This is a genomic window from Streptomyces sp. NPDC104814 (assembly GCF_055583185.1).
This window is the reverse complement of record NZ_JBVJOL010000002.1, coordinates 559,082-573,582: the sequence shown is the minus strand read 5'-3', so window position 1 is coordinate 573,582 and position 14,501 is coordinate 559,082. Positions and strand designations below refer to the sequence as shown.

Sequence of the window (14,501 nt, the reverse complement as noted above, 5' to 3'; positions counted from 1 at the left end):
CGCGGGTCACCGGCGGGTGGGCGAGCCGTAGACGCGCGTGCCAGTCACCACGACCCCCGCGGGTCGCCGGCGGTGGGTGAGCCGTACACGCGTGTGCCAGTCGCCACGACCCCTGCCTTCTCCGACTCCGGGCGCGTGAGGCGCACCCGCGTGCGCCGGTCACCGGGGCCCGGCGGGTCGCCGGCGGCCGGGCGGGTGAGCCGCACGCGCGTGTGCCGTCGCCACCCTCCCTCCGGCGCCGGGCGAGCGAGCCGGCCGCGTGCGACGGTCGCCGGCCCGCCCTGCGGGTCGCCCGGAGGCCGTGGGCCGGGGGCGGCGGAATCCCGGCGGCCCACGCGCGGCCGCGCCGTTTCGGGCTCGCTCGTTCGGGTGAGCTGCGCGGGCCGGGGGGCCGCCCGGGCGTGAGACTCGGGCCATGGACGTTTCCCGTGCCGCTGTCGCCCGTCTCCGGTTCGCCCTGGCCGTCTGTGTGGGCGGGGCCGTCCTGTTGTCCGGGTGCTCCGGCGCCGGTTCGACGGGCGAGAAGGAGAGCGCGACGACGCAGGCCGCGCAGCCCGCCGCTCCCGTCCGGGCGGGCAGCGACCTCCAGTCCGACTACCTGAGGGTGATCCGGGAGGTCCTGCCGTCGGTCGTGCAGATCCAGGCGAGCAACGACCTCGGCTCCGGTGTGGTCTACGACGACAAGGGACACATCGTCACCAACGCGCACGTCGTCGGCGACGAGAAGACCTTCAAGGTCACGACGGCGAACAGCGGCACACCGCTCACCGCGACCCTGGTCTACTCCTACCCGCAGCAGGACCTCGCCGTCGTCAAACTGGACAAGGTGCCGGCCGGGCTGCGGGCCGCGACGTTCGGCGACTCGGCCAAGGTGGAGGTGGGGCAGATCGTGCTCGCCATGGGATCGCCGCTCGGTCTGTCGTCCAGCGTGACGCAGGGCATCGTCTCGGCGACCGGACGGACCGTCACCGAGGGCAGCAGCGGCGGGGGGACGGGCGCCACCATCGCCAACATGGTGCAGACGTCGGCGGCGATCAACCCCGGCAACAGCGGCGGCGCGCTGGTCAACCTGGACGGGCAGGTCGTCGGCATCCCGACGCTTGCCGCCACCGACCCGCAGCTCGGCGGCAGTTCGGCGCCCGGCATCGGCTTCGCCATCCCCGCGTCGATGGTGAAGACGATCGCGGGCCAGATCGTCAGCAGCGGCAAGGTGACCGACTCGGGCCGCGCGGCCCTGGGCATCACGGCCCGTACGTTCCTCGACGACAACTACCAGCCCGCCGGGGTCGTCGTCGTCGACGTCAAGAGCGGCGGCGCCGCCGACAAGGCGGGCCTGCAGGCCGGGGACGTGATCACCGAGGTGGGCGGTACCCAGATCACCACCATCACCTCGCTTGCGGAGGCGCTGGCCTCGGACAAGCCCGGTCAGAAGACGACGGTGACGTACACGCGCGGCGGCAGCCGGAAGACGGTGGAAGTGACGCTCGGCGAGCAGTGAGACGGCGCCCGGGGACGGTTCCGCCCGCCCCCGGACACCGGCTGTCCTACGACTCGTCCGCGTGCAGGCTCATCGGGCCGTAGATCTCCGTGTCGTCCTCGAACAGCCGCACCTGGTCCGCGCCGCCCTCCGCGAGGGCCTTCCAGTTCTCCCCGATCCAGGACTCGGCGTCCCCTTGCGTGGTGAACTCCTCCGGCTGCACCGCGGGCTGGACCTCCGTCCCGTCGGCCTTCTCGAACCGCCACGTCCATGCCGCCATGTACGCCTCCCGGGTGTGAGTACCTGCTCCGGCGGACGCCGGATCTTGGTCCGGCTCCAGCCCGCAGCGTATTCGCTCCGCTGGGTGAGCCGCCAAGAGACCGCCGAGAGACCGCCGGGAGATCGCCACGAGACCGCCGAGGGATCGCCACGAGACGGCCGGGAGAGGCCCCGGGAGACGGCCAAGGGGGCGTCGGGAGACGGCCGGGAGACCGCGGGTGATCGGCCGGGACGCGGAGCGCGGTGGCCGCTTTCGCGCGCGCGGCGGGGCCGTCTGGCGCGCCGGGTCCGCCCTCCTGGGGCATGCCGTCACGCACACCGGGCGACGACCGGAGAAAATCATGACGTGGACGTGACTCTGCTCGGCACCGGTGCCCCCGCGGGACTGCCCCGCCCCGACTGTCCCTGCGCCACCTGCGCGGCCTCGCTCGGCGGCGACGCGCGGGCGGCGACCGCTGCGCTGGTCGACGGGACCCTGCTGCTGGACCTCACCCCGGGGGCGGCGTTCGCGGCGGCCCGGGCCGGGCATTCGCTGGGCGCCGTACGGCAGGTGCTGCTGTCGCATCCGCACGACGGGCCGCCGGTGGAGGTGCCGGCCGGGCTGCCGCAGCCCGGGCGGGTGCCCGACGGGCGGGAGCTGGCGCTGCTGACGGGGCACCGGGTGCGGGCGCTGGCGATGGACGCGCCGGGCACGGGCTACGCGGTGACCGGTCCCGAGGGGCAGCGGCTGCTGTATCTGCCGCCGGGCTGCGCACCGGCCGGGCTGGAGGCGGGGTCCGGTCGGCCGGCGCCGTACGACCTGGTGCTGGCGGATGTCGTGGGGCGGCCGGACGCGCTGGCGCGCCTGCGGGCCGTGGGCGCGGTGGGGCCGACCACGGACGTCGTCGCGGTCCACCTCGACCACGACGTGCCGCCGGGCGGCGAGCTGGCGCGGCGGCTCGCGGCGGCGGGCGCGCGGGCGGTGCCGGACGGGACGACGCTGACGGTCGGGGCGTACGAGGACGTGCCCGACGTACCGCGGCGCACCCTGGTGCTGGGCGGGGCCCGGTCGGGCAAGTCGGTGGAGGCCGAGCGGCGTCTGGAGGCGTTCCCGGACGTGCTGTACGTGGCGACGGGCGGGACCCGCGACGGGGACGCGGAGTGGGCGGCGCGGGTGGCGCTGCACCGGGAGCGGCGGCCGGGGTCGTGGCGCACGGCGGAGACGGTCGACCTGGAGCCGCTGCTGACGCAGGAGGGGCCGCCGGTGCTGATCGACTGTCTGTCGCTGTGGCTGGCGCACACGATGGACTCGGTCGGGGCGTGGGACGACGACGTGTGGGCCGGTGGCGGCGAGCGGGCGCTGCGCGAGCGGGTGACGGCGCTGGCCCGGGCGGTGCGCGAGGCGCGGCGGACGGCCGTGCTGGTGTCCAACGAGGTCGGCTCCGGCGTGGTGCCGGCCACGGCGTCGGGGCGGCGGTACCGGGACGAGCTGGGACGGCTGAACGCGGCGGTGGCCGGTGAGTGCGAACAGGTGGTGCTGGTGGTGGCCGGGCAGGCGCTGATGCTGCGGGGGTGAGGGGCGGCCGGCCCGTGCGGGTCTGCCCTCGGGGGCCGTCCCTGCGGGGTCGCTTCGTGCGGGTCAGTTCTTGCGGGCGATGACGCGGCAGGCCGGTGTCCAGCCGCGGGGTCTCTTCGTCAGCAGGGTGCAGCCGCGGTGCGTCAGTTCGGTGTGGACGTCGGCGGGGTGGAACGGGCTGTTGCGGGTGTGGAGCCGGATGACGAGGTGGCCGCCGGGGCGCAGGGCGGTGAGGGCGGCGGTCAGTTCGAGGCGCGGGTCGGCGCTGTGTTCCAGGTGGTGGAGCAGGGTGACCACGTCGTAGCGCTCGCTCAGTCCGGTGCCGGCGAGCGGGCCGACGTAGGCCTCCTCGACGCGTTCCGCCGCGCGGGCCCACAGCACACCGGGGGCGGGGTCGACGCCGTCGAAGGAGGTGTACGGGAAGAACTTCCGGGCCGCGTCCGGGAACGCGCCGTCGCCGGTGCCCACGTCGAGCCAGCTTTCGGGCTCCGCGACGAGGCGCGCCACACGGCGGGCGAGTGAGCGCAGGCGGCGCCGGCCGGTCAGGAGCGCCGAGCCGCACCAGGGGCACTGCGCACGCGGTGCGGGTGGCTCCGGCGGGGTGGGCGGGAGGGTCGGCATGGGTGGAACGGCCGGCAGGGGCGGAACGGTCGACATCGGCGCCTCCCAGACGACAATCCGTGGCAAAACGGAACGTACGGGACCGCCTTCCGGGGTGCAACGACGCCGTGCCCGCGGGGTCACGGCGTGGCGCGGTCGTGTTCGAGCGGGGCCGGTACTGTTCGGCGAATGAGCTCGCTTAATCTCGACGACTTCACCGATCTCATCGAGCGCCCCGACGGCGGGGTGCGCCGCGACGCGGAGGCCCGCCGCGAGCGACAGATCGTGCCGCCCGGTGCGCTGGGGCGCCTGGACGAACTGGGCGAGTGGCTGGCCGCGGCGCAGGGCGTCGTACCGGTGCGTTCCGTCGAACACCCCCGTGTGGTGCTGTTCGCCGGTGACCACGGGATCGCCGCGCTGGACGTCTCGGCGCGCCCTGCCGGCACCGCGACCGCGCTGGTGCGCGACGTGCTGGAGGGCGTCCGGCCGGTGTCGGTGCTGGCCCGGCGGCTCGGCGTGCCGGTGCGGGTGGTCGACATGGCGCTGGACTGCGCGCCGGAGGAGCTGCCCGCGGACGTCGTACGGCACCGGGTACGGCGCGGCAGCGGGCGGATCGACGTCGAGGACGCGCTCACCCTCCAGGAGGCGGAGGCCGCCTTCCGGGCCGGGGTCGCCGTGGCCGACGAGGAGGCCGACTCCGGCACGGACCTGATCGTGCTCGGTGACGTCAGCGTCGGCGGGACCACGGCCGCCGGGGTGCTGATCGCGGCGCTGTGCGGGACCGACGCGTCGGTGGTGACCGGACGCGGCGGGCTGGCCATCGACGACCTGGCGTGGATGCGCAAGTGCGCGGCGATCCGGGACGCGCTGCGCCGGGCCCGGCCGGTGCTGGGCGACCAGCTGCAGCTGCTGGCGGCCGTGGGCGGCGCCGACCTGACCGCGATGACGGGCTTCCTGCTCCAGTGCGCGGTGCGCAAGCTGCCGGTGATCCTGGACGGTGTGGTGAGCGCGGCGTGCGCGCTGGTCGGGCAGCGGATCGCGTTCCGGGCGCCGGACTGGTGGCTGGCCGGGCACAGCGGCGGGGAGCCGGGGCAGGCCAAGGCGCTGGACCGGATGGCGCTGGAGCCGCTGCTGGACCAGGGGGTGCGGGTCGGCGAGGGCGCCGGCGCCCTGCTCGCGCTGCCGCTGGTGCAGGCCGCGGCGGCCCTGGCGGCGGAGCTGCCGGAGAAGGACGACAAGAGCGCCGAGCACGGCGAGGACGGCACGGGCCCGGCCGACACTCTCAGCGGGGACGACAACAGGCTGAGCGACACGCTCGGCGCGGACGGCAAGAGCCTGGGCGACGCGCTCGGCGGGGGCGGCAGGGGCCTGGGCGACACCGTCGACGCGGCGGGTGAACCCGGCGAGGCGTAGCGACCACCCCGGGCGGACCAAATAGGGCGGTTTACCCCAACCGCGGCCATATGATCCCGCGTCATGGGAGAGAGCCGCATCGCGCGCCGGGCCGCCGCCTTCGCCGTCTGGTATCTGCGTGCCGTCGCCTTCGTCAACTTCCTGAGCGCGGTGTGGGTCTCCCTCGGGCAGGACGTGCGGCGGCACAACCAGGAGAACCTGTTCACGCCCTATCTGCTGACGGCCGGGTTCGCGTCGGGAGTCTTCACCGCGTTCCTGGCCGTCACCATGCGGCGGCGCAAACGGGCCGCGTGGATCTTGAACCTGGTGCTCGGCGGGGCGTTCCTCGGGCTGTTCGCCCTGGCCACGGTGCTGCTGCCGGAGATCAGGCGCTCCGCGCAGAACTGGGTGTCTCTGGCCCTGACCGCGGCCTTCGTCGCCTCGCTGCTCGCGGGCCGGCGTGAGTTCTACGCCAAGGGCGACCGGTCCAACCCGCGGCTCGCCGCCGTGGTCGCCGTCGGTGGCGGGCTCGCCGCGTCCCTGCTGGCGGCGCTGCTGGTGACGGTCACCAACCAGGCCGCGGACGCGAGCCGTTCGACGTTCGCCTCGCGCTGGCGGTACGGCACGCTGCACCTGGTGTCGGTCGCCGCCGACGACTCCCGCTTCCCCGGTCTGTCCACGCCCACCTGGGTCGACGTGGCGGTCAACGTGCTGAGCACGGCCCTGGTGCTCGCGGTCCTGTACGCCGCGTTCCGCTCCCGGCGGGCCGTCGACCCGCTCACCGCCGAGGACGAGAAGGGGCTGCGGGACCTGCTGGAGCGGCACGGGGAGCGGGACTCGCTCGGCTACTTCGCGCTGCGCCGCGAGAAGAGCGTGGTGTGGTCGCCGACCGGCAAGGCGGCCGTCGCCTACCGGGTGGTCGGCGGGGTGTCGCTGGCGTCCGGGGACCCGCTCGGCGATCCGGAGGCGTGGCCCGGGGCGATCGAGCCGTGGCTGGCGCAGGCCCGTGCGCACGGCTGGATCCCGGCGGTGATGGGGGCGAGCGAGGAGGCCGGAACCGTGTACGCGCGCCACGGCCTGGACGCGCTGGAGCTGGGCGACGAGGCTGTGGTGGAGGTCGCCGAGTTCACGCTGGAGGGCCGGGCCATGCGCACGGTCCGGCAGGCCTGCAACCGGGTACGGCGGGCCGGTTACACGGTGCGGATCCGGCGGCACGAGGACATCCCGGCGGACGAGATGACGTATCTGGTGCGGCGTGCCGACGACTGGCGGGACGGCGCCACCGAGCGGGGCTTCAGCATGGCGCTGGGGCGGCTCGGGGACGGCGGCGACGGCCGGTGCGTGATGCTGGAGTGCCATGACGCCGAGGGCCGGCTGCGGGCGCTGCTGTCCTTCGTGCCGTGGGGGCCGAAGGGGCTCTCCCTCGACCTGATGCGCCGGGACCGGGACTCCGACAACGGGCTGATGGAGTTCATGGTCATCGAACTGCTGCGACGGGCCCGCGAGATCGGCGTCACGCAGGTCTCTCTCAACTTCGCGATGTTCCGCTCGGTCTTCGAACGTGGCGCACGCCTCGGCGCCGGGCCGGTGCTGAGGCTGTGGCGGTCGCTGCTCAGCTTCTTCTCCCGGTGGTGGCAGATCGAGTCGCTCTACCGCGCCAACGCGAAGTACCGGCCCATCTGGGAGCCCCGGTTCCTGCTCTTCGAGAAGAGCGCGGACCTGCCCCGCATCGGCATCGCCGCGGCGCGGGCGGAGGGGTTTCTCGAGGCGCCGGGGCTGCCCAAGTGGTTGCACCGTACACAGCTGGAGAGCCGCAGATGAAGCACCTCGCCCGCTGGGCCCGCGCCGAATGGGGGCTGCTGTACGTCACGGTGCGCGAGCCGCTGCTGAAGCGCAGGGGGCGGGCGGTTCCGATGACGCTGTCGGCGGTCTGTCTGACGGCGGTGCTGCAGATCGTGCAGAACCAGCCCTGGGGGTTCGGGTTCGTGCAGGAGGTCGGCGCGGTGCGGGCCGAGGACCCGCTGTGGCTGGCGCTGCTGCGCACCCCGCTGTCGGTGTTCGTGCCCGCGCTCGACCTGCCCGTGTGGGGTGCGCTGGCACAGATCCTGCTGGTGTTCGGCATCGCGGAGCTGTGCCTCGGCTGGTGGCGGACGCTCGGCATCGCCTACGCCGCGACGCTGGCCGGCACGCTCTACGCCCGCCTCGGCATCCGGCTCGGTCCGCACGCGCCGCTCGGGCTGCCCGCCTCCGACGCCCAGGTGGTGGACACGGGCCCGTCGGCGGCCGTGGTGTGCCTCGCGGTGTACCTGTGCTGGCGCTACGGGGCCCATGTCACGGCCGGCGCGGTGACGCTGGCGATGATCGCCGAGGTGCTGGTGAAGGAGAACCTGGCCGGCAAGGAGCACCTGGCCGCGCTCACGGGCGTGGTGCTGCTGTGCGCGGCGGCGCAGTGGCGACGGCGTCACCGGCGTTCGACGGCGCGGGTCGGCTCGGGGTCCGGTTTCCCGCCGAGCCAGTCCTGGACGGCGCGGCGGGGCCGCGACCAGCGGCGGTCGTGCCGGTAGGCGCGCAGCTCGGCCTTCGCGCGGGCGCGGGGACGGCGGCCGTAGAAGCGCCTGGCCCACAGCGAGCCGGGGCGGGCCAGCCGTACGGCGCCGATCAGGGCGACGAAGGGGACGATCACGCCGAGGACGGCCATGCGGCCCTTGCCCTTGACGAGGGCGATCAGGGAGAAGAGGAAGTTCACCGCGACCGTCACGATGGCCTCGCCGCGGTTCTGCAGCTCCGCCTGGCTGACGTCGTTCACGCCGAAGGGTGAGAAGCCGACGAGGACCAGGCCGACCAGTGCGGCGGTGAACACGACGAGCTCGACGCTCTTGCGGCCCGCCTCGCTCCAGTAGACGTCGTCGAGGTGCAGGATCAGCGCGAACTCGTCCAGGACGAGCCCGGCGCCGATGCCGAAGAGGACCGCGCATAGTCCCGCGCCGAAGCCGTGCCGCCCGCTGGCGACCGCGCCGAAGCCTCCGACGACGGTGAGGACGACGCCGGGGACGACGTGGTGGACGTGCACCCCGCCGGCCTTGACGTTGCCGAAGGGTCCCTTGCCGGCCCGGATCAGCCGGGTGATGAGCCGGGTGATCAGAAAGGTCAGCACGAAGGCGGACAGGGCGAGGAGCAGGGGAAGCTTGCCCGGCTCCACGATGTTACGCATCCACCAATGCCCCATATCCGCACTTTAGTCGCGCTCGTTCCCGGCCGCCGTCCGTGCCCGGGCGTCCCCCGGATACCCTGCGCCGGTGTCCACGACCCCCTCCCCCGTCGACGGCCTGCGGTTCGCCTTCGGCACGCTCACCGTCCTGCCGGTCACCGTCACCCGCTGGGACCGAGGAGCCGCGCGCGGCGGCATGCTGGCCGCGCCCGTCACCGGCCTCGTCGTCGGCGCCCTGGCCGCCGGCTGCGCGCTCGCCCTGCTCGCCCTGGGCGCGGGCGCGCCCCTCGCCTGCGTCGCCGCGGCCGCCGTACCCGCCGTACTGACCCGGGGGCTGCATCTCGACGGGCTCGCCGACACCGCGGACGGGCTGGGCAGCGGCAAGCCGGCCGAGGACGCGCTGCGGATCATGAAGCAGTCGGACATCGGGCCGTTCGGTGTGCTGGCCCTGGTCTTCGTGCTGCTCGCGCAGGTCGCGGCGCTCGCCCAGCTCTACGGCGGCTCGTGGGGCCGGGGCGCCCTCGCCGTACTCGTCTCGGCGGCCACCGCCCGGCTGGCGCTGACGCTGGCGGCCCGTCCCGGGGTGCCGGCCGCCCGGCCCGAGGGGCTCGGTGCCGCCGTGGCGGGGGTCGTCCCGACGGGCGGGGCGCTGCTCGCCGCGGCGCTGGTCACCGCCGCCGCCGCGGCGGGCGGCGCCCTCCTCGGCGGGTACGACGCGCTGCGCGCCGCCCTCGCGGTACTGCTCGCGCTCGCCGCCGCCGAACTCCTGCTGCGGCACTGCGTGCGCCGCTTCGGCGGGGTCACGGGTGACGTGTTCGGCGCGCTGGCGGAGACCGCGGGCACGGTCGCCCTGCTGGTGTTCTGCCTGGGTCGGTAATCTCTTCCGCCGTACACGGACACATGATCGAATCGGGGGACCGTCATGCCCAAGCTGCGCCGTGCCGTGGCCTGGTTCATCGACTTCGCGCTCGTCGTCGCGGCGGCGTCGGCGCTCGCGGTGCTCACCTTCCACCGGATATCCGCGCTCGTCACCGACGTGCCCGAACTGGCCACCCGCGGCGGCCTGGACCTCGTGACCTCGCGCGGCGACGTGCTCGGCGCCTCCGAGCACCTCGGGTCGTCCCTGTGGCACAAGGTGGTGCTGTACGTGGAGCAGGCCTTCGCGGTGCTGGTGCTCGTCACCTTCGCCTATCAGTGGGCCTGCCTCGCCCTGCTCGGCCGCACCGTCGGCAAGGGCCTGCTCGGCCTGCGGGTGGCGCAGGCCGCGCCGCGCCGGGCAGCGCTGCGCGCCGCCGTCACCACGGCCGCCGACGTCGCCGTGTACGCGGTGGCCTGTGTGCTGCTGATCGAGGGCCACTTCGCGCTGTCGTTCCTGGTGTGGGCGCTGGCGGTGGTGCTGTTCCTGGTCAACGCGGTGCCGGTGTTCTTCCCCGGCCGCCGCTCGCTGGCCGACCGGATCGCGGGGACGGCGGTGACGGGACTGGGTCTCAGCAGGGCCGGCGCCACGCCCCCAGCTCGTACTTCTTGAGCATCGAACTCAGCCCGAGGCGTTGCGAGGCCGCGCAGAACCGGCTCGTCGGCAGCTCGTACTCGACGTGGAAGACCGCCTTGCCGGCCCGTACGAAGGGGGTCAGCCGCGCGCACTCGCCGTACTGGGCGCACTGTTCGTTCACCGCGAAGTCGAAGTCGCCCACCAGCTCCGGGATCTGGTCCAGGTCGTTCTTCAGGCCGACGGCCAGGCCCCGCTCGTGGGCCAGGCGCGCGATCAGCCGGTTGTAGCGCAGCTGGTCGGCTGCCGTGAGCGGGAAGCCGGTCACGTTGGCGTAGCCGTCCATGTTGTCCGGCTCGACCGCGTCGAAGCCCTTGTCCCGGCACAGGTCGAGGCGGGCTGCCATCAACGGCTCCAGCGTGTCCGTGCGGCGGACGTCGAGCCAGCGCTCGCCGTCCCAGCCGTTGCCCCTGCCGAGCACGGACGCGGGGAACTTCTCGGCGTCCGGCCGCCAGTCCTCCCAGGCACCGGTGGACAGATAGCAGATGACCTTGCGGCCCGCGCGGTGCAGCGCGGCCACGGTCGCCCGGGAGTGGTCGAAGCCGTCGATGTCGTACACCGGGACGTCGACGGAGGTGTCCAGACGGCCGCTGAGCTGCCATTGCCAGGCGGTGCCCGGCCGCGGCTGCCAGCGTGCGTGCCCGGACGGGCGGTCGGGCTCGGCGGGTCTGTCGTCCGAGGCGGACGTGCAGCCCGCCGCCAGCAGCGCCAGCAGCGCCAGCAGCGCCACGACGAGCAGGATCGGGCGTTTCACCGGGCGGGCTCCAGGGTGTGCGGCAACGTACCCCAAGGAGGATCCCCACTGCCCGGCACCGCGCAGTGCAGGGCCGCGCCGCGGGCCCGGGCGAGGGCCGCGCAGCCGGCGCCAGGCGGCACCCCGTGCACCAGGTGGCACGTGAGCACCCCGTCGAAGGGCGGCTGCGCGGGCAGGTCGCGGTAGGTCTGCCAGGTGCCCTCGAACGTCACCAGGACGTCGGCGATCCGGGCGTAGGAGGGGTGCGGGGACGTGCCGTGGTTGAGGACCAGCGTGCCGCAGCCGGCGCGCCACGCGGTGGCGGACAGGCCCCGGTAGTGCGCGAGGGCGTGCGGGCCGGCGGACACCTGGTCGAGGAAGGCGCCGTCGGCGCCGTACCAGTCGCGGTGGCGGGCGAGGTCCACCGCCACCTCGTCGGGCGGCCGCAGGGCGTAGCCGGTGTCGGCGTAGCCGAGCACCCGCACCCCGGCCGCCCGCAGCCGTGCGGCGACCTCGGCGAACGCCGGGTCGGGGACGGTGCCGGGACCGCTCGCCGGGTTGAGCACCACGCCGTACAGCCGGGGCGCGGCGGCGACGATCGCCTCCCATTCGGCGGGGCGGACCGACGGGTGCTCGTAGTACGGGACCAGCAGGCCGGTCATCGGTGTCGTCGTGTTCATCGGTGTGCGGTCGCCCTTCCCAGCAGGACGCAGACCAGGACGGCCTGCGCGGCCCCGGCCGTGCCGTAGACGGCCACGGCGACCTGGTGCGGTCCCGCCGCGTGCGTGGCCAGGGCGAGGCTCTGCGCGAGGGCGGCCAGGCAGCACACGGCGACCGCGGTGTGCACCGCGCCGAACGACTGCAGCAGCAGCCCGGTCCACAGCACCACGCCCAGCAGGAGCAGACCCGCCAGACGCAGCCCGCTCAGGCCCGGGGAGTGCGGCCACAGCACGGTGACGGTCAGGGCGAGGGCGAGCAGCACGGCGAGGTAGCCGGTGAGGCACTCGGCCACCGTGCGCGCGGTGCGCCGCCAGAAGGCGCGCGGGCTGCTGGTGGACCGCAGTCCGGCCAGGCTTCCGCTGCGGAAGCGGTACAGCAGCCACTCGGCGGGCCCCATGCTCAGGGTGAGCGCGACCGCGGCGGGCGCGGCGATCGCGCTGTGCTGCCGACCCGCGAGCACGTCGCCGAGCGCCGCGTACAGCACCAGCACCCCGCTGCCCAGACCGAACAGCGCGTACGGCAGGGAACCGGTCAGCCACAGCGGGGCCCCGCGATCGCGCGCGGGGGCCGCGCCGAGGCCGCCGAAGGGCAGCAGCGCGGCCAGACCGGCCGCCCAGCTGCCCTCCCCCAGGTCCTTGACGGCCGGGGCGACCTCGCGCAGGGCAAGCACCGCGACGGCGGTGAGCGAACCGAGGAGCAGGACCAGCCGGACCGTCCCGGGGACCGGCGTGGCCAGGGACACCGCGGCGCCCGCGGCCATCGGCGCGAGCGCGGCCAGCAGGGCGCGTTCGCGGCCGAGGACGAGGAGGGTGGTGGCGGCGCCCAGGTAGCAGGACTGGCCGGCGGCGAAGGCCGGCGCGGCCGGATGTCCGGTGCCCGCGACCGCGAGGGCCACCAGCGTGCCGAGCAGCGCGCCCACCGGGGCGCCCAGCAGCAGCGAGCGGCGGGCGGCCGAGGTGTCGCCGAGCCCCAGCCAGGAGTACGCCCGGTGGGCCAGGCCCTGGTTCCACATCCAGCCGGTCAGGGCGCCCGCGAGGAGGGTGAGGGTGCCCGCGGGCAGCCCGAGGCCGTCGCGCGGGCCGGCCAGGAGGGGGCCGCCGAGGACGTAGGCGAAGCCGGGCAGGGCGAAGACCACGCCCCGCAGCAGGCAGCCGAGCAGGCCGGCCTGCCAGGGGTCGTGCGGCGGGCCCTCGGGTTCGGGATGGCGGCGCTCGACACGGTCGTACAGCTCCTCGGCGAGCGCGAAGGAGTTCTTCACGCCGTACCGCTCGCGTATCCGGTCGTCCGACAGGCCGTCCGACTCCAGCAGGGCGGCGATCTCGTCGGGGTGGACGGCGGCCGCGATGAAGTCCTCGAGCCGCGTGGCGAGTTCGTCGACCGGGTCGGGCGCGGCCCACGCCGGGGCGGTGCGCTGGCGCGGCACGGCGGGCAGGGTCTGCGGGCGGGCGCCGGGCGGCAGCCAGACGGAGCCGCTCACCAGCCGGCCCCGTCCGTCGCGACGGCCGCGTACCAGGGGTCGCGCAGCTCGGCGGTCCAGTCGGCGACCGTCTCGACCGTCGGCTCGTACACCTCGGGCGACCCGGCGAGTTCCTGGTAGATGGCGCGGAAGTTGTCCACCGAGCGCTTCAGGGTGAACCGGTCGATGACGCGCTGCCGGGCCAGCGCGCCCAGCTCCAGGCGCCGCCCGTCGTCCTTGAGCAGGGTCAGCGCGGCGGCGGCCATCTTCTCCGGCTCGCGCGGCGGGACGACGAGCCCGGTGTCCCCGACGGCCTCGCGTACCCCGCCGACGTCCGTGGAGACGGTCGTACGGCCGCAGGACATCGCCTCGATGATCGAGAACGGGAAGCCCTCGGAGATGGAGGACAGCATGACGACGTGACCGGCCGCGTAGGCGCGCCACACCTCGCTGATACGGCCCTCGAAGGTGACGCCGTCGGTGACGCCGAGTTCCGCGGCGAGCTTCTCCAGCCGGGTGCGGTAGGCCTCGCCGCCCGGCGGGACCGGGCCGAACAGCCGCAGGCGGGTCTCGGGGAGTTCGGCGCGCACCAGGGCGTAGGCGCGCAGCAGGGTCTCCAGGTCCTTGATCGGGTCGATCCGGCCGCACCAGCTGAGCGTGGGGACGTCCGGCTCGGGGCCGGCGTGCGGGAAGGCGTGCGGGTCGACGCCGTTGTACACGGTCCGGATCCTGCGGACGTCGGCGCCGCCGCGCTCCTCCCAGCGGCTGTTGTACTGGTTGCACGGTGTGATCAGGTCGGCCGTCCGGTAGCCGTGCGTATTGAGTGCGCGGTAGAAGCCGAGCATGAACGCCTTCACCGGCCAGCGCTGGCTGTCGCCGCGGTACCCGAGGTAGCGCTCGCGCAGATAGATGCCGTGCTCGGTGAGCAGGAACGGCACGCCGTCCAGGGCCCGGGCGGCGATCGCCGGCAGGGTGGCCAGGCCGCTGCTGACCGCGTGCGCGACGGAGTCCTCCGGGACGCGCACCCCGAGCGGGCGCAACGCGTGTTCCAGCAGGTCGGTCGCGGTGAGCGCGTCGTGCACGGTGGGCCGGGCGCGGGCCGTCGGCAGATGCGGCATCGTCCAGATCCACATCAGCGAACGCAGCGCGCCCTCCGTGCGCAGCGCGGCCGAGAGCCGCCCGTCGCGGGCGAGACGGGCCAGCTCGGTCAGCGCCTCGCCGAAGTCGCCGCCGGACTGCGGGTCGAGGAAGGACAGCAGCAACCGCTCGTAGGCGTCGGTGAAACGGCGCCTTGCCCTGCCGCGGGGCGGGCTCTTGCGGCCGGGGCGGGGGCCCCAGGTGGGCACGGACGTGTGCTGCCGGACGTTGGGCGGCAGCTCCCAGGTGACGGGCTCACGGCCGGTGCCGGTGAGGGATATCAGGTCGAAGGCCACCTCCGGCATGCCCTTGACGAGCTGGTCGCACCAGGTGCTGACCCCTCCGTGGACGTGCGGGTAGGTGCCTTCGGTGAGCATGGTGACGCGCATGGCTGC

General features: G+C 74.7%; 14 protein-coding genes. 7 read left to right on the top strand and 7 right to left on the bottom strand.

What is annotated here, in order from left to right; genetic code table 11:
* The first annotated feature begins 415 nt into the window (after positions 1–415).
* Positions 416–1,498, top strand: a complete 1,083-nt coding sequence (locus ACZ64A_RS11150) for a S1C family serine protease (protein WP_469809702.1) — start codon at positions 416–418, stop codon at positions 1,496–1,498.
* Positions 1,499–1,544: 46 nt separating this feature from the next.
* Here ACZ64A_RS11150 and ACZ64A_RS11145 read toward each other — a convergent pair whose 3' ends face one another.
* Positions 1,545–1,757, bottom strand: coding sequence for a hypothetical protein (locus tag ACZ64A_RS11145; RefSeq protein ID WP_469809700.1), 213 nt, complete (start codon positions 1,755–1,757; stop codon positions 1,545–1,547).
* Between the two features lie 345 nt (positions 1,758–2,102).
* On the opposite strand from ACZ64A_RS11145, the gene ACZ64A_RS11140 reads away from it, so the two are divergent.
* Positions 2,103–3,311 (top strand): bifunctional adenosylcobinamide kinase/adenosylcobinamide-phosphate guanylyltransferase, encoded by a 1,209-nt coding sequence (locus ACZ64A_RS11140; protein WP_469809699.1) that lies wholly within the window; start codon positions 2,103–2,105, stop codon positions 3,309–3,311.
* Positions 3,312–3,374: 63 nt separating this feature from the next.
* On the opposite strand, the gene ACZ64A_RS11135 is transcribed toward ACZ64A_RS11140, so the two are convergent.
* Positions 3,375–3,968: a class I SAM-dependent methyltransferase gene (locus tag ACZ64A_RS11135; RefSeq protein WP_469809697.1), complete on the bottom strand. Its 594-nt coding sequence runs from the start codon at positions 3,966–3,968 to the stop codon at positions 3,375–3,377.
* A 132-nt stretch (positions 3,969–4,100) separates the two neighbouring features.
* On the opposite strand from ACZ64A_RS11135, the gene cobT reads away from it, so the two are divergent.
* The 3 genes from cobT to ACZ64A_RS11120 all read left to right on the top strand — a co-directional run bounded on the left by cobT (position 4,101) and on the right by ACZ64A_RS11120 (position 7,867).
* Complete coding sequence (cobT, locus tag ACZ64A_RS11130) at positions 4,101–5,324, top strand: nicotinate-nucleotide--dimethylbenzimidazole phosphoribosyltransferase (RefSeq protein WP_469809695.1); 1,224 nt, start codon at positions 4,101–4,103, stop codon at positions 5,322–5,324.
* Between the two features lie 63 nt (positions 5,325–5,387).
* Positions 5,388–7,124, top strand: a complete 1,737-nt coding sequence (locus ACZ64A_RS11125) for a phosphatidylglycerol lysyltransferase domain-containing protein (RefSeq protein ID WP_469809693.1) — start codon at positions 5,388–5,390, stop codon at positions 7,122–7,124.
* Positions 7,121–7,867, top strand: a complete 747-nt coding sequence (locus ACZ64A_RS11120; protein WP_469809692.1) for a hypothetical protein — start codon at positions 7,121–7,123, stop codon at positions 7,865–7,867. Before ACZ64A_RS11125 ends, ACZ64A_RS11120 begins: the two co-directional genes overlap by 4 nt.
* Here the strand turns inward: ACZ64A_RS11120 and ACZ64A_RS11115 are convergent.
* Positions 7,765–8,529 (bottom strand): hypothetical protein, encoded by a 765-nt coding sequence (locus ACZ64A_RS11115; RefSeq protein ID WP_469809691.1) that lies wholly within the window; start codon positions 8,527–8,529, stop codon positions 7,765–7,767. The two genes, ACZ64A_RS11120 and ACZ64A_RS11115, sit on opposite strands and share 103 nt — an antisense overlap.
* Positions 8,530–8,599: 70 nt before the next feature.
* Here ACZ64A_RS11115 and ACZ64A_RS11110 point away from each other — a divergent pair, with 70 nt between their 5' ends.
* Together ACZ64A_RS11110 and ACZ64A_RS11105 are read left to right on the top strand one after the other, a co-directional pair.
* On the top strand, positions 8,600–9,388 hold the full coding sequence (locus ACZ64A_RS11110) for an adenosylcobinamide-GDP ribazoletransferase (RefSeq protein ID WP_469809690.1): 789 nt from the start codon (positions 8,600–8,602) through the stop codon (positions 9,386–9,388).
* 45 nt (positions 9,389–9,433) lie between these two features.
* Positions 9,434–10,039, top strand: a complete 606-nt coding sequence (locus ACZ64A_RS11105; RefSeq protein ID WP_469809689.1) for an RDD family protein — start codon at positions 9,434–9,436, stop codon at positions 10,037–10,039.
* On the opposite strand, the gene ACZ64A_RS11100 is transcribed toward ACZ64A_RS11105, so the two are convergent.
* The 4 genes from ACZ64A_RS11100 to pelF are packed head-to-tail and all read right to left on the bottom strand — an operon-like array spanning position 9,999 to position 14,495.
* A complete protein-coding gene (locus ACZ64A_RS11100; protein WP_469809688.1) occupies positions 9,999–10,814 on the bottom strand; it encodes an endo alpha-1,4 polygalactosaminidase in 816 nt (271 codons plus the stop codon). The genes ACZ64A_RS11105 and ACZ64A_RS11100 overlap by 41 nt on opposite strands.
* Positions 10,811–11,455 carry a spherulation-specific family 4 protein gene (locus tag ACZ64A_RS11095; protein ID WP_469810169.1) on the bottom strand — a complete coding sequence of 215 codons (645 nt, stop codon included), beginning with the start codon at positions 11,453–11,455 and terminating at the stop codon, positions 10,811–10,813. Before ACZ64A_RS11095 ends, ACZ64A_RS11100 begins: the two co-directional genes overlap by 4 nt.
* A 14-nt stretch (positions 11,456–11,469) precedes the next feature.
* Complete coding sequence (locus ACZ64A_RS11090) at positions 11,470–12,990, bottom strand: hypothetical protein (RefSeq protein WP_469809686.1); 1,521 nt, start codon at positions 12,988–12,990, stop codon at positions 11,470–11,472.
* Positions 12,987–14,495 (bottom strand): GT4 family glycosyltransferase PelF, encoded by a 1,509-nt coding sequence (gene pelF, locus ACZ64A_RS11085; protein WP_469809685.1) that lies wholly within the window; start codon positions 14,493–14,495, stop codon positions 12,987–12,989. The genes ACZ64A_RS11090 and pelF overlap by 4 nt, the downstream gene beginning before the upstream one ends.
* Between the last annotated feature and the right edge of the window lie 6 nt (positions 14,496–14,501).